Here is a 19,163-nt window from a genome sequence, read left to right on the forward strand (position 1 = left end):
TTGGCCCACTGCGGTTGGAACGGCGTATTTAGCCGTGTTTGATGAGTGCTGTTGTTTAATGAATACTGCTCATCCCCCGTTAATGGGGTAGAGCCTTGACTACATGGCGGAGCGGACGGGACTCGAACCCGCGACCCCCGGCGTGACAGGCCGGTATTCTAACCAACTGAACTACCGCTCCGCAGCGGTTTACTATAGATACCAGAAAGACTGGCGTCCCCAAGGGGATTCGAACCCCTGTACTCACCGTGAAAGGGTGATGTCCTAGGCCTCTAGACGATGGGGACAGGACTTTTGCTACCAACTTCACTGCGACTGGTGGAGGTAAGCGGGATCGAACCGCTGACCTCTTGCATGCCATGCAAGCGCTCTCCCAGCTGAGCTATACCCCCAGATACTGAAATTGCTTTCAGACTTGGCACTAAGGTTTCACCCAGAGTGTGTCAGTAGCGAAGAAGCGAGATTATGCACAAGTTTCGGCTTTCGCGCAAGTCGGCCCTTGCGTACGATGGCTCAAACAGCACGCTTAATCACCAATTTCGGGCTTGAAAGGTGACGTGAGACTATCTGCGTAGGATTGAACCCCTTCACGCTCACGTGCCAGAAATTGCTCGACTGCATCGGCAAAACCTGGATGCGCCAGCCAGTGCGCTGACTGTGTTTCTACCGGCACAAAACCTCTGGCCAGTTTGTGTTCACCTTGAGCCCCCCCCTCGATCACGTCAATGCCATTGGCAATCGCCCATTCAAGCGGGGTGTAATAGGCAAGTTCGAAATGCAGGCAATCAACGTGTTCTATCGCACCCCAATAACGGCCATACAAGCGTTGTTGACCGTGCGCGTGATCACGCCATAGCAATGAAGCTGCAATCGGCCGCTCGCCCTCGTAGGCCAGTGCCATCACGCAATGCTTAGCCATGGTGTTGGCGATTTGCTCAAAAAAAGCGGGTGTTAGATAGGGCGGGTTGCCCCGCATGTGATAAGTGTTGGCGTAACAGCGATAAAAGAAATCCCAATGCGCTGGGCTTAAGGAGGTGCCGGTGAAAACCTTGGTGACTATCCCCGCCTGCCTGACTTTGCGACGTTCCGCTTTGATTTTTTTACGCTTGGGCTGGGTTAGGCTGGCAAGAAACGCATCAAACGAATGCCAGCCCCGATTGAACCAGTGAAATTGGGTGTGGCTGCGCGGCATGCAACCCGTTTCAACCAAGGCCTCTTGATCTGCTGGTTCGGTATAGAGCACATGTAGCGACGACAGTTTGCTGAGCTTGGCCCATTCGAGCAACCCGGCAGCAACCGCTGGTCGGTAAGCATCGGTCGTCAATAGCCGTGGGCCAGGCACTGGCGTAAACGGCACGCCACAGAGCCATTTCGGGTAGTACTTCAAGCCATTTCGCTGATAGGCATCGGCCCAGGCCCAATCAAAGACAAACTCGCCGTATGAGTGAGACTTTGCGTACAACGGGATCGCACCGACTAGTTCTTTTTCATCCAGAAACAGCAAGTGCTGGGGTTGCCAGCCGGTGTCTAGACTGACGCTGGTCGATGTTTCAAACGCTTGTAGAAAAGCATGTTTCAGCATGACAGAGCCGCCACTTGCAGTGACAAGCTTGTCCCAGTCGGCAGCGTCGATATCTGCCATTCGGCCCACCGTGCGAAGTTTCAGGCCAGTCATCGAGTCGTCCGTTGTCGGATGTAAAGCCAGATTAGAAAGCCAAGCGACAATAACAAGATGGGCATATTACCTAAGCGTGCGTAAGGGGTTTGACCACGCTGGCCTTGCACGGTGATATCCAAAATACCCGGAAGCATAGTAGGTAAAGTGCCCAGTGCATGCCCTTTATGGTCAATCGCACCTGTGATGCCAGTATTAGTCGATCGCAACATAGGTCGTGACGTTTCGATTGCTCGCATGCGTGACATTTGCCAGTGTTGGCGTAACGCCCATGAATCACCGAACCACGCCAAATTACTAAAATTCGCAAGAATTGTTGCGTCCGTCTGTTTACTAGATGTGTCAACGGTGGCTATTAATTCTTCACCAAAGACATCTTCATAGCAGATATTGGGACCAATCAATTGATCGCGGATTTTGAAGGAAGTCTGGTTTTTTAGACCTCTATCAAAATCGCCCATCTGTATGTGCAACAGGTCGACGAACCAGCGAAAGCCCCAAGGAATGAATTCACCGAAAGGGACGAGGTGATGTTTATCGTAGCGTCGGTCGACTTGGCCTGTGGTCAATTGCGAAAGAGGCGTGTCTTGATCGATCGCAATCACACTGTTGGTGTAGCGTCGTTCTTGTCGGTTCAGTAGCGGCGCTCCCAGCATGATGGTGCTGTTCTGTTCTGAAGCGAGATTGATCCAGGCTTGCCAGACACTTGGCGAGACTTGATCTTGAAAGACCGTCATGGCTGTTTCAGGGATCAACACAAGTGCGGGACGCTGCTCAGCAAGTGTTGAACCAAGCGCAAGCACCCGGTGTTGCTCGATATGAGCAAGGATTTTTTCAGGTTCAAACTTCATGTCTTGTTCGATCCCACCTTGAACCAGACGCGCGTTGAGCGGGTCGCCAGCAGGTGTCGTCCATGCCTGTTGGTCTATCAGCCAACCACCGCCCAGCGTCACTAGACAAGCAGCCGTGAGGTTAAGTATTGATCGCTTCGTCGGGAGTAAGGACTGGAGTGGTTTAAATAAAACTAGCGCAAGCAAACCCGCAAGGAGCGCACTCAGGAAGGTCACCAGATAAACACCCCCCAAGGCTGCCCAGCCACCCAAATACGTTTCAAGCTGTGAATAACCGGTGTTAAGCCAGGGGAAGCCAGTGAAGACAGTGCCGCGCAGCCACTCGGTGAGTGTCCAGCTCGAAGCCCAAGCAAGCACGCCAGCTAGTGAAGCTGTACGCGATGGCTTAAAACGGTAAGCCAAATAGGCAGCAGCAGCGGGATAAATTGCCAGATAGGCGGACAAAGCAAACAGCGCTGCGCCCGCAAGCGGCAGTGGCATGTGGCCGGACACATTCATGCTGATCGTGAGCCAGTAGAGACCCACGCAAAAGCTGCTGACCGAGAATATCCAGCCACGCCAGACTGCGGTTGCTCGACTGGGTGCTGCCCAGATCGCGGTGATGAGCAGGGCCAACATGGCGATGTTGGTAGGCCCGATTAACCAAGCAGAGATCGGGTCTGGTGCAAAACTTAAGGCGTGGACGGTACCAGCCAAAACAAGCAAGGCGGCGATGGCCAATTCAGTCACGCCGGTGTCCTCAAACTATTCGCCCTTTGGGCTGATAGAGCGCCTTCGGACGCGCAACCAGAGTGCGCGTCGTGACTCGGCGCGCATGACTTCAATTTGCAGATCACCTTGCTTGACCAGATCCCCGCGTTTGGGGATGCGACCGAGTTCGTCTGCTAGCCAACCACCGATCGTGTCGTAATCGCCTTGAGGGATATTGGCTTTTAATTGAGTGTTAAAGATTTCGATCTCTGTTGTAGCCAAGACACGCCAGGTATTTGCCCCGTCATTGAAAATGGTTTTCACGCCATCCACGTCGTATTCGTCTTCAATTTCTCCGACGATTTGTTCGAGCACATCTTCCAGTGTGACAAGACCCGTTATCCCACCGTGTTCGTCGATCACTATTGCAATGTGGTTGCGCCGGATACGGAATTCGTGCAGCAAGATATTGAGCCGTTTGGTTTCAGGTATGAACACAGCAGGTCTGACAAGGTCTTTCAGCGTTAAGGTTTCATCAACCATACATTGCAAAAGATCTTTGGTCATGACGACACCAACGATATTGTCCCGACTACCTTCAAACACAGGGAATCTTGAATGCGCGGTCTCAATGATGACGGGCAATAGCTTGTTGAGCGGCTGAGCCAGGTCGATCATATCCATGCGTGCCCGGGGCACCATGATGTCAGCGGCGGTCTGCTCAGAGACGGCCAAAGCGCCTTTGAGCATTAAGTACGAGTCGTTGTCGATCAGGTCGCGAGCTCTGGCTGCCTCGAGTACGGCCATGATGTCTTCGCGATCTTCGGGTTCACGCCTGACTCGGGATAGCAGCCGGTCGATAAAGGAGTTGCGTGAGGTTTTGGCCGTTTGCGCGTCAGCGTCGGCAGGTGGGTAGGGTTCTGGCATCGTCCGTCGGACAAAATTTCAATAAAGATAGGATAACCCAAAGTTGAGTGATCAGGGTGTCATGGCTAAAGCTGCTGTTCCCACCATGGCAATTATGCAAGGTAAGGATTAGCAATCCGCATTTTTTCGAGTGTACGGATTTCTAGCGCTTCCATGCGTTTGGCATCGCTGGCTTTGATGTGATCGTAGCCAAGCGCATGCAGCGTTCCGTGAAGGGTGAGATGGGCGGCATGATCTAAAAAAGCCTTGCCTTGCGCTTTGGCCTCTTTTATCAGGACAGGCACGCAAATGATGACGTCACCCATGATGGATTGATCGGGCTGTAGCCCATATTCGAAGGTCAGTACGTTGGTTGCATAGTCTTTGTCGCGATAGCCACCATTGATTTTGCGACCTTCTGAGAGACCGACTAAACGGATGACAATGGCTACGTGGTCAAACTTTACCAAGTCATCTTCACGAGCGATGTCAACAGCTTTGGCTACCCAGCGACGTAATCTGGTGCGAGACAACAAGGGTGCTTGAACCCCATACTGGACGGAGACCGACAGCCTAGCCATTGTCTTGCTCAGCCTTTTCGTAGGCATCCACTATTCTGGCTACGAGAGGGTGCCTCACCACGTCGCGACTCGTAAACTTGGTGAAAGCAATCCCTTTTACATCCTCAAGTACTTTGACTGCGTGCGCTAAACCGCTGCGATGTCCTTTGGGCAGATCAACTTGAGAAGGATCGCCTGTGATGACTGCTTTGCTACCAAAGCCAATACGAGTCAGAAACATTTTCATCTGTTCCGGCGTGGTGTTTTGCGCTTCATCCAGAATTACGAACGCGTGGTTGAGCGTGCGACCGCGCATATAGGCAAGCGGTGCGATTTCGATCGTTTGTTTTTCAAAAAGCCGTTGCACGCGCTCAAACCCCATCAGGTCATAGAGTGCATCGTAAAGCGGTCGAAGATAGGGATCCACCTTTTGTGCGAGATCACCGGGCAAGAAGCCCAGCCGCTCACCGGCTTCAACGGCAGGTCGAGTCAGAACGATGCGTTGGACGCTCTCGCGTTCCATGGCGTCGATGGCGCAGGCGACCGCAAGCCAGGTTTTGCCTGTCCCGGCTGGCCCAACACCAAACGTGATGTCGCTTTTTAGAATGTTGTTGAGATAGTCCCTTTGCCTCGGCGTACGGGGTCTCAAATCGGTACGCCGGGTGCGTAGGGCGATCGAATCGCTTGCATCGTCCAGGGGAGGAAACTCGTTGGCATCAAAGTTGGATGAACTGACAGGTGTTTGTCGCCCAACCCCAAGTTCGACCAGGCCAAGCTGTATGTCTTCAATCGACAAAGCGCGCTGCTCAGCCAGATCATGAAAAGCAAACAGCATTTTACTGGCAGCCTCTGCGTGGGCGCCCAGCATCGATATTTTGCCCGCTCGGCGAGAGATATCAAGATCCAGTGCGGTGGCTATCTGCTTGATATTAGCGTCCAGTGGCCCGCAGAGGTTGGATAGTTGTTGATTACTACCCTCTAAGCGAACGATCACTGGCTTGGGGCGAGAACGGGTCGATGCACGGGCAGGCGTTATGCTCATGTTTGCGCTTGCCCGAGTGACGTGATCGCCTCTGCACGAAAAGTATTGGCCATGGCTTGTGTGATGGTGACGTCAATCATTTGCCCGATCAGTCGGGGATGGCCCGCAAAATTGACGATACGGTTATTGTCGGTGCGTGCGGCGAGTTCACTGGAGTCTCTTGTAGAGGTTCCCTCTACAAGTACGCGCTGGACGCTACCAATCATGTCGCGTGCGATAGCATTAGCTTGCTCATTGATCAGTGCTTGAAGCTTTTGTAAGCGTTGCAGTTTGAGTGTCTGTGGCGTGTCATCCACCAAATCTGCTGCTGGTGTGCCGGGACGACGCGAGTAAACAAAAGAGAATGAAGTATCAAAGCCCACTTCTTCTATCAGGCGCATGGTTTTGTTGAAATCGTCTTCTGTTTCACCGGGAAAGCCTACGATGAAGTCCGACGACAAGGTCAGCCCCGGGCGTGCGGCCCTCAGCTTGCGAACGATAGATTTGAATTCAATTGCGGTGTAGCCCCGTTTCATGGCGGCTAGAATCCTGTCGCTACCGGACTGCACGGGCAAGTGCAGAAACGAGACGAGTTTGGGCAGGTTGGCATACACATCCGTCATCCGCGTGGTCATTTCTTTTGGATGCGACGTGGTGTAACGGATGCGCTCAATACCGGGTATCTCGTGCACGTATTCAAGCAGGGTCGCGAAATCAGCGATGTCCTGGCTATCACCCATTTTGCCGCGATACGCGTTGACGTTTTGTCCAAGCAAAGTCACTTCTTTGACACCTTGGTCTGCGAGGTCTGCAACTTCAGTCAGCACGTCTTCAAACGGTCGAGAAATTTCTTCGCCACGGGTATAAGGCACGACACAGAAACTGCAATATTTGCTACAGCCTTCCATGATGGATACGAAAGCGTTGGCCCCTTCAACCCGTGGGGGCGGCATGGCATCGAACTTTTCGATTTCGGGGAAACTGATATCGACTTGCGAGCGACCTTCGCTGCGACGGCGCGCAATCAGTTCTGGCAGGCGGTGCAAGGTTTGAGGACCAAAAACCACGTCGACATAAGGTGCTCGGTCGACGATGGCGCTGCCCTCCTGGCTAGCAACGCATCCGCCAACACCAATTACCAGATCAGGATTCGATTTTTTTAAATGTTTGATTCTGCCGAGATCTGAAAATACTTTTTCTTGAGCTTTTTCTCGGACTGAACAGGTATTGAAAAGGATGACATCTGCTTCTTCAGGGTTTTGCGTGACGACGACGCCACGTTCTTGGCCCAGCATATCTAACATTTTGTCAGAGTCGTACTCGTTCATCTGGCAGCCAAAGGTGCGGATGAAAACTTTTTTGGGGGACAAGATTTTGTCACCCTGATTGGGGGTATCTGTTTTTTGCATAATGGCGCCGTGACGGGTGTTCATCCCGGGGGCAGAAGTGGTGAAGCAACTATTTTACCGCGAGTGCGATAGCCGTCGCAGCTTCACGTTGTCGATTAGTCGATCGTGTAGGTTTCTTCCGTGTCCTCAGTCTTGACCTTAATCGGCTTAATCAGGTCTTGACGTTTGATGCCTAGCCACATGGCGATCGCCGCAGCGACGAAAACAGACGAATAGATACCGAACCAGATGCCAATGGTCAACGCCAATGCGAAGTAATGAAGCGTTGGCCCACCAAAGATCAGCATGGACATCACCATCATCTGTGTTGAGCCGTGGGTGATGATGGTGCGCGAGATGGTCTGGGTGATTGCACCGTTGATGACTTCGGCGACTGACAGGTCACGCTCTTTCCGAAAGTTCTCGCGGATTCGATCCATGATCACCACCGACTCGTTGACTGAGTAGCCAAGCACCGCCAATACCCCCGCCAAAACGGAGAGCGAGAACTCCCAACCGAAGAAAGCGAAGAAGCCAAGAATGATGATCACATCGTGCAGGTTAGCTAAAACCCCCGCGATTGCGAACTTCCACTCAAATCGAATAGCCAGGTAAACAACGATACCAAGCACCACAAAAAACAGTGCCAGGAGACCATTTTCAACGAGCTCTCGACCAACTTGGGGGCCGACAAACTCTACCCGCCGGAGTTCGACACTTGAGTCAGCAGTTTTGAGCGCTTTCAGGACTGTGTCACTCTGGGCTGCCGATGATTGACCAGCAATCAAGGGCAACCGGATCATGACGTCGCGGGTCGTGCCGAAATTTTGTACCTGAAAATCGGTGTAGCCCAGATCTGACACAACCGACCGCACCTTCTCGATTGGCGCAGACTGGGTGTAGTTGACCTCCATAACCGTCCCACCGGTGAATTCAATCGATAGATGAAATCCACGCGTAGCGATAAAAAATACCGCAGCAAGAAAGGTCACAAAACTGATGATGTTGAGCACCACTGCGTGGCGCATAAAGGGGATCGTGCGACCGATTCGGAAAAATTCCATGATCTATATATTCCTTCAGTCCTTGGGTTTCCAGACGGTTCCGATCGAAATCGACAACAGTTTCTTCTTGCGGCCGTACCAGAGGTTGGCGAGCGCACGAACGCCGATGACCGACGAGAACATCGATGTCAGGATGCCCAGGCAGTGCACGACTGCAAAGCCTTTGATGGGACCTGACCCCAAACCGAACAGTACCAAACCGACAATCAGTGTTGTGATATTCGAGTCAAGGATGGTGCCCCAGGCTCGCTCGAAGCCCATGTTGATCGCGTTCTGTGGCGATTCGCCATTGCGCAATTCCTCACGGATCCGCTCGTTAATCAGCACATTCGAATCGATCGCCATGCCTAGCGTCAGAGCGATAGCGGCAATGCCGGGCAAGGTGAGTGTGGCTTGCAATAACGACAGCACTGCAAGCAGCATCAATACGTTGAGGCTCAGGCCAATGGTCGAGAACACTCCGAATAACTGGTAGTAAAGAATAATGAAGACGGCGATTGCCAGAAAGCCGTAGAGAGTCGAATTAAAGCCTTTGGCGATATTGTCCGCACCAAGGCTTGGCCCGATTGTGCGCTCTTCGATGATTTCCATTGGGGCAGCCAATGAACCGGCGCGGAGCAGTAGCGAGATGTCGGCTGCTTCTTCCGAGTTCATACTGCCAGAAATTTGGACTTGACCACCAGGGATCTCGCCTCGAATCACTGGTGCAGTCACGACCTCACCACGATTTTTCTCAAATAAGAGAATGGCCATGCGCTTGCCGATATTGTCACGGGTGACATCCCGAAAAATTCTTGCGCCTTTCGTGTCTAGTGTCAAATGGACCGCCGCTTGCTGCGATTGAGAATCACGGCCCGCCTGAGCATCTTGCAGATTTTCGCCGGTTAGCAGCACTTGTCGTCTGACCAGAATCGGCCGCCCGTCCCGATCAAGATAACGCTCGAGACCGAACGGGACGGTGCCTGCAGCCAGGGCGCTCTGTGCGGTTGGCGAGTCATCGACCATGCGAATTTCAAGCGTCGCGGTTCTACCCAGAATGTCCTTAGCCTTCGCGACATCTTGTACCCCTGGCAACTGAACGACGATCCGATCATTACCTTGCTGCTGAATGATGGGTTCAGCCACGCCTAGCTCGTTAATTCGATTGTGCAAGGTTGCGATATTTTGCTTGAGCGCATTGGTTTGAACAGCGGCCACTGCCGTCGGACTCAGCGATCCGTTGAGTTGAAATTTAGCGCCATCAGTTTGTTCGACCAGTTGCAAGTCGTTGTTGCGTGTGCGCAAGAGCGCCAAGGCTTTATTTCGCAATGCATCGTCACTGAAGCTGATAAGGACAGACATTCCACTTCTTTCAATGCCCGTTGTGTCGATTTTTTGGTCTCGCAGACTCGCGCGGATATCAGTGACCATCGAGTCATAGCGTGCGGTTAAGGCTCCCTGCATATCGACTTGCAGCAGAAAATGCACGCCACCGCGCAGATCCAGGCCCAAATACATGGGGTGGGCACCAAGAGCCGTCAACCAAGACGGTGATGCAGGTAAAAGGTTGAGTGCCACCGTATAGCTTGGATCGCCAGCGTTCGGGTTCAGCGCTTTTTCAACAATATCGCGAGCCTTGATCTGGATGTCTGTGTCAGCGAGGCGCACGCGCACGGTACCAGCAGGACCATTTTGCTCGAAGCTTGCACCCGTATCTTTAATACCAGCTTGCTTTAGTATCTCTTGAACTCTATCAAGCATGCGCGGATCAATTTTGATCGTTGCTTTGGCACTCGAAACTTGCACGGCAGGAGATTCGCCGAACAGATTGGGGAGGGTATAGAGTAAGCCGATGAGAACGGCGAACAGCACCGTCAGGTATTTCCAGAGTGGATAGCGATTCATTGTTTAAGCAAACAAGAAGGGTTTAGCCTCAGCACACGATGCGCTGAGGCTGTATAACGATTACAGCGCCTTGATCGTGCCTTTAGGCAGCACAGCAGTCACCGAGCCTTTTTGCATGATGACTTCAACGACAGAACCACCCTGTTCGGCAATTTCCACGGTCACGTAATTGTCGTTGACCTTACTGATTTTGCCCAGAACACCGCCCGCGCAGACTACTTCATCGCCTTTTGCGAGCGCGCCGAGCAAGTTGCGCAATTCTTTTTGACGCTTCATTTGCGGGCGGATCATTAGGAAATAAACCACCGCGAACATCAGGGCAATGGGAGCCATCTGGATCAGCGAATTGGTCGTCTCAGCGGATTGTGCGACGATCAGACTAGGGATTGAGAAAACGGACATAAAGTCTCCTGTGGATAAAGCGATTAGCGGGCTATTGTACCGATTTGCTTGTTCTGTCTTTGTCAAACTGTTCACGCCACGTTTTGAACCGTCCTTGTTCAATCGCCTCACGCATCTCGGCCATGATGGTGAGATAGAAATGCAGGTTATGGAGTGTATTGAGTCTGGCGCCAGTAATTTCGTTGGCTCGCTGCAGGTGATGAAGATAGGCGAGCGAGAAGTGCTGGCAGGTGTGGCAGCCACAACTGGGATCCAGCGGGGCGGTATCATCTTTGTATTTGGCGTTGCGAATTTTGACATCACCAAACCGGGTAAATAACCACCCGTTACGGGCGTTCCGAGTGGGCATGACACAGTCGAACATGTCGATACCGCGGGCAACGCCGTCAACCAGATCCTCGGGTGTCCCGACACCCATGAGATAGCGAGGGCGCTGTTCTGGCAGTTTGGGGGCCACATGCGTCAAAATTCTTAGCATGTCCTCTTTAGGTTCACCCACTGACAGGCCTCCAATCGCATAGCCATCAAAACCAATTTCTTCGAGGCCCGATAGAGATTCGTCCCGCAAGTCTTCGAACATGCCGCCCTGAACGATGCCGAATAAGGCGTTGTTGTTGGACAAGTCGTCAAAGGCATTGCGCGAACGTTTGGCCCAGCGCAGTGACATCCGCATTGATACGGCCGCTTCTAGCTCGGTCGCGGGTTTGTCTTTGATCATGTAGGGGGTGCATTCATCAAACACCATGACGATGTCTGAATTGAGTGCTGTTTGGATCTTCATCGACTCTTCAGGGGTCAAAAATAGTCGCGACCCATCAATTGGGGATGCAAATTTCACACCTTCTTCAGTGATTTTTCGCATGCCTTGCAAGCTAAAGACCTGAAAGCCACCCGAATCAGTCAAAATTGGCTTTGGCCATTGCATGAAGCCGTGCAGCCCACCATGCTTGGCGATAACTTCTGTGCCTGGGCGCAGCCACAGGTGGAAGGTGTTGCCTAAGATCACCTGCGAACCGACCTCTTCGAGCTCATGGGGCATCATGGCTTTGACGCTTCCGTAGGTGCCGACTGGCATGAACATGGGCGTTTGCACCACGCCGTGATTCAAAGTCATCTGGGCGCGCCTGGCGTGTCCATCAGTCGCTAGGAGTTCAAATTTGAGCATTTTCAAGGTCTTTTTCTAAAAACATGGCGTCGCCGTAACTAAAAAATCGATAGCGCTGCTCGACTGCATGCTGGTAGGCCAGTTTCATGCGGGGTAAGCCAATGAAGGCTGCGACCAGCATAAGCAGTGTGGATTGAGGCAGATGAAAGTTCGTAATGAGCGCATCAACTACCTGATATTTGAAGCCAGGAGTAATGAATAGCCTGGTGTCGTCTGAGTGGGCGGTTAGTGCCAGATGGCTGTCCGCGATGGCTTGCGCTCTGGCGGCTGACTCCAGTGCTCTGACGCTCGTTGTGCCGACTGCGATAACGCGCCCGCCACTTCGTTTTGCTTGAACAATCGCGTCTGCCGTTGCTGTTGGTACTTCGTACCACTCGGCGTGCATGATGTGCTCATCGAGCTTTTCTAGTTTTACTGGCGCAAAGGTACCAGCCCCTACATGCAGGGTGACAAAAGCCTGCTCAATACCCTTGGACTTAAGCTGAGCCAACAGTGAATCATCAAAATGCAGGCCGGCGGTCGGGGCGGCCACGGCGCCTGGCGTCGTCGCGTAAACAGTTTGATAGCGCTCAATATCATGCTCGTCAGGGGTATGCTCAATATATGGCGGTAGTGGTGTGCTGCCGTATTGTTCTAGTCGTTCGAGTACCGGCTGATCGAATTGTAGTTTGAAAAGATTATGCTCTCGACCCGTGACAAGGACCTCGAAGGCGTCTGCGAGCCTCAGTCGACTTCCCTCCAGTGGCGATCGACTTGAGCGGATGTGTGCCAAGGCACAGTGGGGCGAAGTGATTCGCTCGACAAGCACCTCGACTTTGCCGCCCGATTCTTTTTGTCCAAATAGTCTGGCTTTGATGACGCGTGTGTTGTTAAACACCAGCAGATCATTGGGTTTGAGTAGATCCAGCAAAGCGATAAAGCCTCGATCGAATAGCTGGCCCCGCGCGTCGACATGCAACAACCTGCTGTCCGTTCGAGTGGCAGCAGGTTGTTGCGCGATCAGTTCATCGGGCAGAATGTAGTCAAAATCTTTAAGGGTTAAAAAGCCGGTCACGTGCAAATCTCAAGTTGGCGAGGGCGCATTTTAAGCCGTCTCACCTGGTTTTTTGTATGCTGTCGTCTGGTGATGAACAAACAGGTGTGGCATGCAAGGCTTTATAACGGAACATATGAGCGGTTTTTTGCGTGTACTGTTGACGGGGTTCTTGGTGTTAGGCGCGAGCGTTCAGGCCCAAGGCAAGCTTCCGCCTGAACTGGCCCAGGCGTGGGCGAAAACTAACATACCAGAAGCCGCTTTGTCTCTCACAGTAGAAGAAATTGGCGGTCCCAGATTGTTCGCCGTCAACCCAGATGTGCCGCGCAACCCAGCATCAGTCATGAAACTGGTGACCACCTATGCGGCGCTATCCCATTTAGGCCCCAACTATGCGTGGCGCACAGATTTATTGATTAATGCGGATGCCCAAGTCAGTAACGGCGTGCTCTCTAGTCCTTTATACGTCAGGGCTAGCGGTGATCCACTGTTGCTGATTCAGAATTTTTCGCATTTGTTGGAAGCGTTGAAGTTGCGCGGCATCACACAACTCTCTGAAGTGATTGTCGATCGGTCTATTTTTGGCGATGTCGCCATTGATCCTGGCAGTTTTGACGGTGCAGCAGACCGTCCCTATAACGCTAGTCCCGATGCCTTCATTATCGGATTTGGTGCTTTAAGGTTGCTCTTTAGTCCAGATGAAGCGACCCGCACTTGGCAGCCTTCGATCGATCCCGCTATTGAGGGTGTCGGCGTGGAGGGTGCTGTGGAATGGAAGGATGGGAAATGCCTGAGTGCGCCCGCCGTAAACGTACAGACCATCACGGTCGACGGACAGGTTCGTTTCAAAGTTTCAGGTCAGGCTGCTGGGTCGTGTGGCGAGTTTGATGAATATAAATTGGCATTGTCCCAACAGGACTATGCGGCAAGAGTGTTCAAAAGCGTATGGAAAGAGCTCGGTGGCACCATGACGGGTGCAGTGAAACAAGGATCTATCCCCGCTGATGCCAAAGTGGTGGCGACGAATGAATCAGAACCGTTAGCCGAGATCATTCGTTTGATCAACAAAACAAGCAATAACGTGATGACCAGGGTATTGTTATTGACCCTTGGTGCTGAAGCTGGCAGGCGTCCCGCGACGGTTGAGAGCAGCGCCGAAGTTGTTAAAAATATCCTCGCTGAACAAGGTATCCCAATGAAAGGGCTCATTCTTGACAATGGCTCAGGCTTGTCGCGTACTGGTGTGGTCTCGTCCGCCAATCTCGCTCAAATGTTAAGAAAAGCTTGGCAGTCTCAGTTCAGGCAGCAATACCTCTCTTCGCTTTCGGTACTCGGGGTTGACGGCACCATGCGTAACCGGTTGAAAGCCGAAAACACACAGGCTCGTGCTCACATGAAATCAGGCTTGCTTAGAGATGCGCGTTCGGTGGCTGGCTACGTGATGGGTAATAGTGGCAAGCGTTACATATTGGTGAGTTTGACCAATCACGAGCGTGCCAATGATGTGCGGGGTTTTGAAGATACAGTGATCGCCTGGCTAATCGCTCACTAGTTGCTCGCGCATGAAAAAGTATTTTTTTAATTTGACCTGTAGAACTAATCGTTCATCTTGTTGTCAGTCGATGACTGCTATGATGAATTTTTCAACGGCGTGATCGGAGATCGAAATGGAACACACAACTAGCCAGGAACAAGGAAAAGTGATCAGTGGCCTGAAACACGGTCTGGACGCTGCGGAGGAGTTATTGCGCGAAGCCGCACAGAGCACAGGTGACCGCGCGACCGAGTTGCGTGAACGTGCGATGGCCTCGCTTAAGTCAACGCGAGAAGCTTTACTGGTTGCACAAGAGACTGCCTTACAAAAAGGTAAGCAGGCTGTGCGTGTCACGGACGATTATGTGCATGACAATCCATGGCAGGCAGTTGGCATTGCTGCAGGGGTTGGTCTGGTTCTCGGTCTCTTGATCGCTCGCCGGTAAGAAGCCCACGTGACAATTCGTCAGGCGCTTGGTGCAATCGCAGGGGATTTTGCGACCTTGATGCGAACTCGAGTTGAATTGTTTTCTCTCGAGTTTGCGCAAGAGCGATCGCGATTCTTGAACGCCGTGTTGTTAGCGCTGGCCGCGTCGTTGTTCATGTTGATGGGCTTGCTGGTTTTTTCTGTCTGGATTGCGTTGCTGTTCTGGGCTGGTGAATATCGATACGTTGCAATCGCTTCACTAGCCTTTGGCTATCTCTTGATCGGTGGATATTTTCTGACCAAACTACGCCGACGGCTGCGAAGAGGAGGGCAAGCTTTTGCTGCTTCTGTAGAGGTTTTGACACAAGATTTAGAGATGCTGCGCGCCAGCTGTTTTGCGGCGGCGCAGCGTGACTCGAGAGAGCCTGAGCGTTCAGGGAATGCAGAAGGGGATGTGCGTTGAGGCGACCTAAAAGTGCCGAGTTTGATCGGATGGTAAGGATAGAAATTCTTCGCACCCGCGCAATGCTTGAACGTGAAGCACTCGCGTTATCTGTTCTTCAAGTCAGCAAGAAATTTTCTGTGCGATCAATGCTCGGAGGCTTGGCCAGTCAGTCTGGTTTTGGCTTGCTTGCCAGGGGTTTTGGTTTCGCTAAAACCTACCCCTATTTATTGTCCGCCCTGTCAGGCTTGTTTGTGAGATCGAAGCTGAGATGGGTCAAAGTAGCGGGTCTTGCAGCTGTCGCCTGGTTCGCCTATCGAGGTACCCAGGAGCGTCCAGACGCAGCACAGGACTCCCAACAGCGCTAAGAGATTGAGCGCTGTTGTTTTTAAAGACCGAGTTCTCCCCATATTTGATCAACGCGGCGTTTCGTTTCATTGTCCATGCTGATGGGGGTTCCCCACTCTCGTTGGGTTTCTCCTGGCCATTTATTAGTGGCGTCCATACCCATTTTTCCTCCTAGGCCGGAGACTGGTGAGGCGAAATCGAGGTAGTCAATTGGCGTGTTCTCAACCAGCAAGGTGTCCCGAGCTGGATCCATCCGGGTAGTCATCGCCCAGATGACTTCTTTCCAATCCCTTACATTAATGTCGTGATCGACGACGACAATAAATTTTGTATACATGAATTGCCGTAAAACGCTCCATAAGCCAAACATAACGCGTTTGGAATGTCCCGGATACTGTTTGCGGATTGAAACGACGGCCAGACGGTAGCTACAGCCTTCAGGCGGCAAATAAAAATCGACAATTTCAGGGAATTGCCGCTTCAAAATCGGCACAAAAACTTCATTGAGCGCGACCCCCAAGACGGCGGGTTCATCAGGTGGCTTGCCTGTGTAGGTCGTGTGATAGAGGGGCTTGCGTCGCATGGTGATTCTGTCTACCGTGAAGACCGGAAACCAGTCTTGCTCGTTGTAGTAGCCCGTATGATCGCCGTAAGGTCCTTCTAAGGCTATTTCATAATCAGACTTCGGCGGCGGGTTGACCCCAGCCGGGATTGACGGTGGCGTCGCCCGCGGATCCGTGTTTGGCAATAGATGGCCTTCAAGAATGATTTCAGCGGTCGCAGGTACGCTTAAATCGCTACCGATCGCTTTAGCGACCTCTGTCCGTGCACCGCGAAGTAAGCCGGCAAATTGATACTCGGACAATGAGTCCGGGACCGGTGTCACGGCACCAAGTGTTGTTGCGGGGTCTGCGCCGAGCGCCACCGCTATCGGGAACGGCTCGCCAGGGTGAGCGAGCGCGTGATCACGAAAATCGAGCGCTCCACCTCGGTGTGAGAGCCAACGCATGATGAGCTTATTACGGCCGATAACTTGCTGTCGATAGATGCCGAGATTTTGGCGCCGAGCGTTTGGCCCTCTAGTGATGACCAGACCCCAGGTCAACAGAGGGGCGACATCGCCAGGCCAGCATGTTTGAATCGGTAAGCGGGCAAGGTCGACCTCGTTGCCTTCCCAGATAATTTCCTGACAAGGCGGTGCGCTCACTGTTTTTGGATTCATATCCCAAAGTGCTGCTTTCAGCATTGCTACTTTGGCTAGTGCGTCACGGAATCCTTTAGGCGGGCTGGGTTCGCGCAAAGAAGCCAATAATTCGCCAATGTCGCGCAGAGTGGTGACGTTTTCGGCGCCCATGCCCCATGCCACGCGTTCAGGTGTACCAAAAAGATTTGCAAGCACTGGCATTGACGCAGTTCTGCCTGCGTGCTGCGCATTTTCAAACAACAAAGCAGGGCCTTCGGCACGTAAGACTCGATCAGAAATCTCGGTCATTTCAAGTGAGGTCGAGACTGGCGTCTGAATACGTCGCAAGTTTCCCTTAAGCTCGAGCTGTCCGATGAAGTCCCGCAGATCTTTGTAATGCACGTTGACCGCCGCAAAAAGGTTACATTTAATGCTTCAGTGGAAGCTTACCATCCACGTCGTCAACCCTGATCAGGAGGAAAAGATGTCCCTGGCGACAGCCCTGTCCTTGACGCGTCATTTTGCGAATGGGGCATATCGAAACTTATCGGAACTGGTGCGGACCAGTGCTATTTACCTGGGGATTGCCGTTCTAGTCTCAGCCGTCATGGTGCTGGGCATGCCGGTTCTTCGTAATCAAGTTGCACAGATGCATCGCAGTGTGATTGATACCCTTGCGCCTGAAGATGCACAGATCGATGATAACTTTGCGCAGCTGCAGGAAGGCCCACAAGTATCGTCGGTCAGATTAGACTCGATTCCTGGTTCTGGTTTGCTACCGGCACCCGCTGGTGGTAAACCGAGTTCAGCTGAGAAACCACCAGCTTCCCCCGCGGCAAGGCTTCAGCCACGAATTTCTGCCGACCAGGCACAAATTAATGTGACGGAAACAACCGCTGCTCAAAACGGGGTTCGTGACTTAACCAATACTCAAGTAGAAGCGTTGGTGAACTACATCTCTCGCAAGTATCTCGTCTCTCAGGATGCAGCTTTGTTGTTTGTCGACATTGCACATTCGACCGGTGGTGAGTACAAGGTTGATCCACTCTTACTGCTGGCCGTGATGGCGATCGAGTCGCGTTTTAATCCATACGCGGGTGGGCCCAGGGGTGGTGCGACCGGCTTGATGCAAATCATGAGCAGTGTGCATCGAGATAAGGTGAACCGTTTCGGCAGAGGCGAAAGCGGATTTTATAACCCTGCCATAAACGGCAAAATTGGTGCTTATATTTTGGCTGAGTGCATCAATCGCAGAGGGACCGTCGCGTTGGGACTGGTCTGTTACGTCGGGGCGAGTGATCCATCCAAGGATGGGGGGTATGCCGAAAAAGTTCAGGCCGAACGCCACAGGATGGCGCTCGCTGCGTCTATCCCTGCAAGGGATTGAGCATAACCTCTCTTTAGGCTAAATATTTTGACAGACGGTGAACCGCTTCTTCCAGCTTCTCCATGCTGTTGGTGTAAGCAATGCGAACCATACTTGCAGCGTGGGTTGGGCCAAAGTCGACACCCGGTACACAGGCAATGTGGGCATTGGCAAGAAGGTGTTTTGCAAAGGACATACTGTCGGACGAATGCTGAGAAATATCTGCGTACACATAAAACGCCCCATCAGGCATCACTGGCACATCGATCCCCATTTTTTTCAGGGCTGGTACTAGAAAATCCCTGCGGCGCTTGAGTTCAAGCCTGCGACTGTCGTAAAGAGCGAGTGATTCAGGTTCGAAACAGGCCAGCGCAGCATGCTGAGATAGCGTGGGTGCACAAATAACCAGGCTGGCGGCAAGTTTTTCAATAGGATCAACAAGTTGCTCGGGCACAATCATCCAGCCCAACCGCCAGCCCGTCATCGCAAAATACTTTGAAAAGCTGTTTAAAACAATCAAGTTGTCATCAAGGGTGAGCGCCGAGCGTGCAGTTGAGTCAAACGACAGGGCAAGGTAGATCTCATCCATCATGACGAAACCATCACGACCGTTGACTGCCTGTATCAACGCACTGAGTGCCTCGACTGTCAATGAGGTGCCAGTTGGGTTGCTGGGCGAGGCGATCAAGGCGCCTTTGGTTTGGCTGCCCCAGTTTGCGTCGATGTCTGCGGCGCTAAGCTGGAAGCGATTGTCGGCCGAGGTTGGAATGAGTCTGGTTGTACCGCCCGCAGACGAGATGAAATTTCTATTGGGCGGGTAACAAGGATCACCCATCAAGACTTCGTCGCCGGGGTTAACCACTGCCATCGCGGCGAGTGATAGTGCTCCGCTGGCGCCGTTCGTGACGATGACACGCGCGGGGTTTATATTGGCCCCTAAATGGGTTCCGTAAAATTTAGCGATAGCTTCTCTCAGTGCCCATAGGCCAGCGGGGGCAGTATAGCCACCTAATCCGGCGCGGGTTGCCCGATTGGCAGCCTCAACGACCAGAGGAGCCGCTGTGAAGTCTGGTTCACCTACGCTTAAACTGATGACATCATGACCTTGATTGCGCAGGGCGAGGGCATCTTTAAAAACTTCAACAGCATGAAAAGTGATTGTTTCGCGCATGCGTGCAGCGAGCTTGATCATGAATAATTTCTCCGTTAACTCTTTTCAATTGTA

18 protein-coding genes and 3 tRNA genes are annotated in these 19,163 nt (G+C 52.4%); 5 read left to right on the forward strand and 16 right to left on the reverse strand.

The genetic code is table 11. The annotated features are described in order from the left end of the window. Positions 1-104 precede the first annotated feature (104 nt). From BCM14_RS00005 to queA, 14 genes are all read right to left on the reverse strand, one after another. Positions 105-181: transfer RNA gene (locus BCM14_RS00005), tRNA-Asp, on the reverse strand. A 30-nt stretch (positions 182-211) separates the two neighbouring features. Continuing rightward, positions 212-287, reverse strand: a tRNA-Glu gene (locus BCM14_RS00010). 29 nt (positions 288-316) lie between these two features. Then, positions 317-392, reverse strand: a tRNA-Ala gene (locus BCM14_RS00015). Between the two features lie 134 nt (positions 393-526). Then, the gene (locus BCM14_RS00020; protein ID WP_106225953.1) at positions 527-1,675 is read right to left on the reverse strand and encodes a GNAT family N-acetyltransferase; all 1,149 of its coding nucleotides are present in this window, start codon (positions 1,673-1,675) and stop codon (positions 527-529) included. After that, positions 1,672-3,255 (reverse strand): apolipoprotein N-acyltransferase, encoded by a 1,584-nt coding sequence (lnt, locus tag BCM14_RS00025; protein ID WP_106225954.1) that lies wholly within the window; start codon positions 3,253-3,255, stop codon positions 1,672-1,674. The genes BCM14_RS00020 and lnt overlap by 4 nt, the downstream gene beginning before the upstream one ends. A gap of 15 nt (positions 3,256-3,270) precedes the next feature. Further along, entirely contained in the window at positions 3,271-4,143 is an 873-nt protein-coding gene (locus tag BCM14_RS00030; protein WP_106225955.1) for a CorC family transporter, read from the reverse strand. Between the two features lie 92 nt (positions 4,144-4,235). Beyond that, positions 4,236-4,703 (reverse strand): rRNA maturation RNase YbeY, encoded by a 468-nt coding sequence (gene ybeY / locus BCM14_RS00035; protein WP_106225956.1) that lies wholly within the window; start codon positions 4,701-4,703, stop codon positions 4,236-4,238. Beyond that, positions 4,696-5,724 carry a PhoH family protein gene (locus BCM14_RS00040; protein WP_106225957.1) on the reverse strand — a complete coding sequence of 343 codons (1,029 nt, stop codon included), beginning with the start codon at positions 5,722-5,724 and terminating at the stop codon, positions 4,696-4,698. The genes ybeY and BCM14_RS00040 overlap by 8 nt, the downstream gene beginning before the upstream one ends. Then, positions 5,721-7,112, reverse strand: a complete 1,392-nt coding sequence (miaB, locus tag BCM14_RS00045; RefSeq protein ID WP_106226035.1) for a tRNA (N6-isopentenyl adenosine(37)-C2)-methylthiotransferase MiaB — start codon at positions 7,110-7,112, stop codon at positions 5,721-5,723. The genes BCM14_RS00040 and miaB overlap by 4 nt, the downstream gene beginning before the upstream one ends. 95 nt (positions 7,113-7,207) lie before the next feature. After that, entirely contained in the window at positions 7,208-8,155 is a 948-nt protein-coding gene (gene secF / locus BCM14_RS00050; RefSeq protein ID WP_106225958.1) for a protein translocase subunit SecF, read from the reverse strand. A gap of 15 nt (positions 8,156-8,170) precedes the next feature. Continuing rightward, entirely contained in the window at positions 8,171-10,039 is a 1,869-nt protein-coding gene (gene secD / locus BCM14_RS00055) for a protein translocase subunit SecD (protein ID WP_106225959.1), read from the reverse strand. Positions 10,040-10,099: 60 nt separating this feature from the next. Further along, the gene (yajC, locus tag BCM14_RS00060; RefSeq protein WP_106225960.1) at positions 10,100-10,441 is read right to left on the reverse strand and encodes a preprotein translocase subunit YajC; all 342 of its coding nucleotides are present in this window, start codon (positions 10,439-10,441) and stop codon (positions 10,100-10,102) included. 31 nt (positions 10,442-10,472) lie between these two features. After that, entirely contained in the window at positions 10,473-11,612 is a 1,140-nt protein-coding gene (gene tgt / locus BCM14_RS00065; RefSeq protein WP_106225961.1) for a tRNA guanosine(34) transglycosylase Tgt, read from the reverse strand. Next, positions 11,593-12,660, reverse strand: a complete 1,068-nt coding sequence (gene queA, locus BCM14_RS00070; protein ID WP_106225962.1) for a tRNA preQ1(34) S-adenosylmethionine ribosyltransferase-isomerase QueA — start codon at positions 12,658-12,660, stop codon at positions 11,593-11,595. The genes tgt and queA overlap by 20 nt, the downstream gene beginning before the upstream one ends. Positions 12,661-12,751: 91 nt before the next feature. Here queA and dacB point away from each other — a divergent pair, with 91 nt between their 5' ends. The 4 genes from dacB (at position 12,752) to BCM14_RS00090 (ending at position 15,409) form a co-directional block, all read left to right on the forward strand. After that, positions 12,752-14,191 carry a D-alanyl-D-alanine carboxypeptidase/D-alanyl-D-alanine endopeptidase gene (dacB, locus tag BCM14_RS00075; protein ID WP_259673299.1) on the forward strand — a complete coding sequence of 480 codons (1,440 nt, stop codon included), beginning with the start codon at positions 12,752-12,754 and terminating at the stop codon, positions 14,189-14,191. 115 nt (positions 14,192-14,306) lie between these two features. Next, the gene (locus tag BCM14_RS00080; protein ID WP_106225964.1) at positions 14,307-14,618 is read left to right on the forward strand and encodes an ElaB/YgaM/YqjD family protein; all 312 of its coding nucleotides are present in this window, start codon (positions 14,307-14,309) and stop codon (positions 14,616-14,618) included. A 9-nt stretch (positions 14,619-14,627) separates the two neighbouring features. Beyond that, on the forward strand, positions 14,628-15,062 hold the full coding sequence (locus tag BCM14_RS00085; RefSeq protein ID WP_106225965.1) for a phage holin family protein: 435 nt from the start codon (positions 14,628-14,630) through the stop codon (positions 15,060-15,062). Beyond that, the gene (locus BCM14_RS00090) at positions 15,059-15,409 is read left to right on the forward strand and encodes a hypothetical protein (RefSeq protein ID WP_146129705.1); all 351 of its coding nucleotides are present in this window, start codon (positions 15,059-15,061) and stop codon (positions 15,407-15,409) included. Before BCM14_RS00085 ends, BCM14_RS00090 begins: the two co-directional genes overlap by 4 nt. 20 nt (positions 15,410-15,429) lie before the next feature. Here BCM14_RS00090 and BCM14_RS00095 read toward each other — a convergent pair whose 3' ends face one another. Beyond that, on the reverse strand, positions 15,430-16,974 hold the full coding sequence (locus BCM14_RS00095) for a UbiD family decarboxylase (RefSeq protein WP_106225967.1): 1,545 nt from the start codon (positions 16,972-16,974) through the stop codon (positions 15,430-15,432). An 82-nt stretch (positions 16,975-17,056) separates the two neighbouring features. Between BCM14_RS00095 and BCM14_RS00100 the strand changes: the two genes are divergently transcribed. Continuing rightward, entirely contained in the window at positions 17,057-17,959 is a 903-nt protein-coding gene (locus tag BCM14_RS00100; RefSeq protein ID WP_259673300.1) for a transglycosylase SLT domain-containing protein, read from the forward strand. A gap of 13 nt (positions 17,960-17,972) precedes the next feature. On the opposite strand, the gene BCM14_RS00105 is transcribed toward BCM14_RS00100, so the two are convergent. Then, positions 17,973-19,130: a pyridoxal phosphate-dependent aminotransferase gene (locus BCM14_RS00105; protein WP_106225969.1), complete on the reverse strand. Its 1,158-nt coding sequence runs from the start codon at positions 19,128-19,130 to the stop codon at positions 17,973-17,975. Positions 19,131-19,163 lie beyond the last annotated feature (33 nt).

Source organism: Jezberella montanilacus, assembly GCF_003003055.1.
GTDB classification, from domain to species: Bacteria; Pseudomonadota; Gammaproteobacteria; order Burkholderiales; family Burkholderiaceae_B; genus Zwartia; species Zwartia montanilacus.

Bases quoted from the DNA above. Each gene is read 5' to 3' on its own strand.
- BCM14_RS00105 (WP_106225969.1), bottom strand. From the start codon at position 19,130: ATGATCAAGCTCGCTGCACGCATGCGCGAAACAATCACTTTTCATGCT.
- dacB (WP_259673299.1), top strand. From the start codon at position 12,752: ATGCAAGGCTTTATAACGGAACATATGAGCGGTTTTTTGCGTGTACTG.
- ybeY (WP_106225956.1), bottom strand. From the start codon at position 4,703: ATGGCTAGGCTGTCGGTCTCCGTCCAGTATGGGGTTCAAGCACCCTTG.
- secD (WP_106225959.1), bottom strand. From the start codon at position 10,039: ATGAATCGCTATCCACTCTGGAAATACCTGACGGTGCTGTTCGCCGTT.
- secF (WP_106225958.1), bottom strand. From the start codon at position 8,155: ATGGAATTTTTCCGAATCGGTCGCACGATCCCCTTTATGCGCCACGCA.
- BCM14_RS00020 (WP_106225953.1), bottom strand. From the start codon at position 1,675: ATGACTGGCCTGAAACTTCGCACGGTGGGCCGAATGGCAGATATCGAC.
- BCM14_RS00080 (WP_106225964.1), top strand. From the start codon at position 14,307: ATGGAACACACAACTAGCCAGGAACAAGGAAAAGTGATCAGTGGCCTG.
- BCM14_RS00040 (WP_106225957.1), bottom strand. From the start codon at position 5,724: ATGAGCATAACGCCTGCCCGTGCATCGACCCGTTCTCGCCCCAAGCCA.
- miaB (WP_106226035.1), bottom strand. From the start codon at position 7,112: ATGCAAAAAACAGATACCCCCAATCAGGGTGACAAAATCTTGTCCCCC.
- BCM14_RS00030 (WP_106225955.1), bottom strand. From the start codon at position 4,143: ATGCCAGAACCCTACCCACCTGCCGACGCTGACGCGCAAACGGCCAAA.
- yajC (WP_106225960.1), bottom strand. From the start codon at position 10,441: ATGTCCGTTTTCTCAATCCCTAGTCTGATCGTCGCACAATCCGCTGAG.
- BCM14_RS00100 (WP_259673300.1), top strand. From the start codon at position 17,057: ATGTCCCTGGCGACAGCCCTGTCCTTGACGCGTCATTTTGCGAATGGG.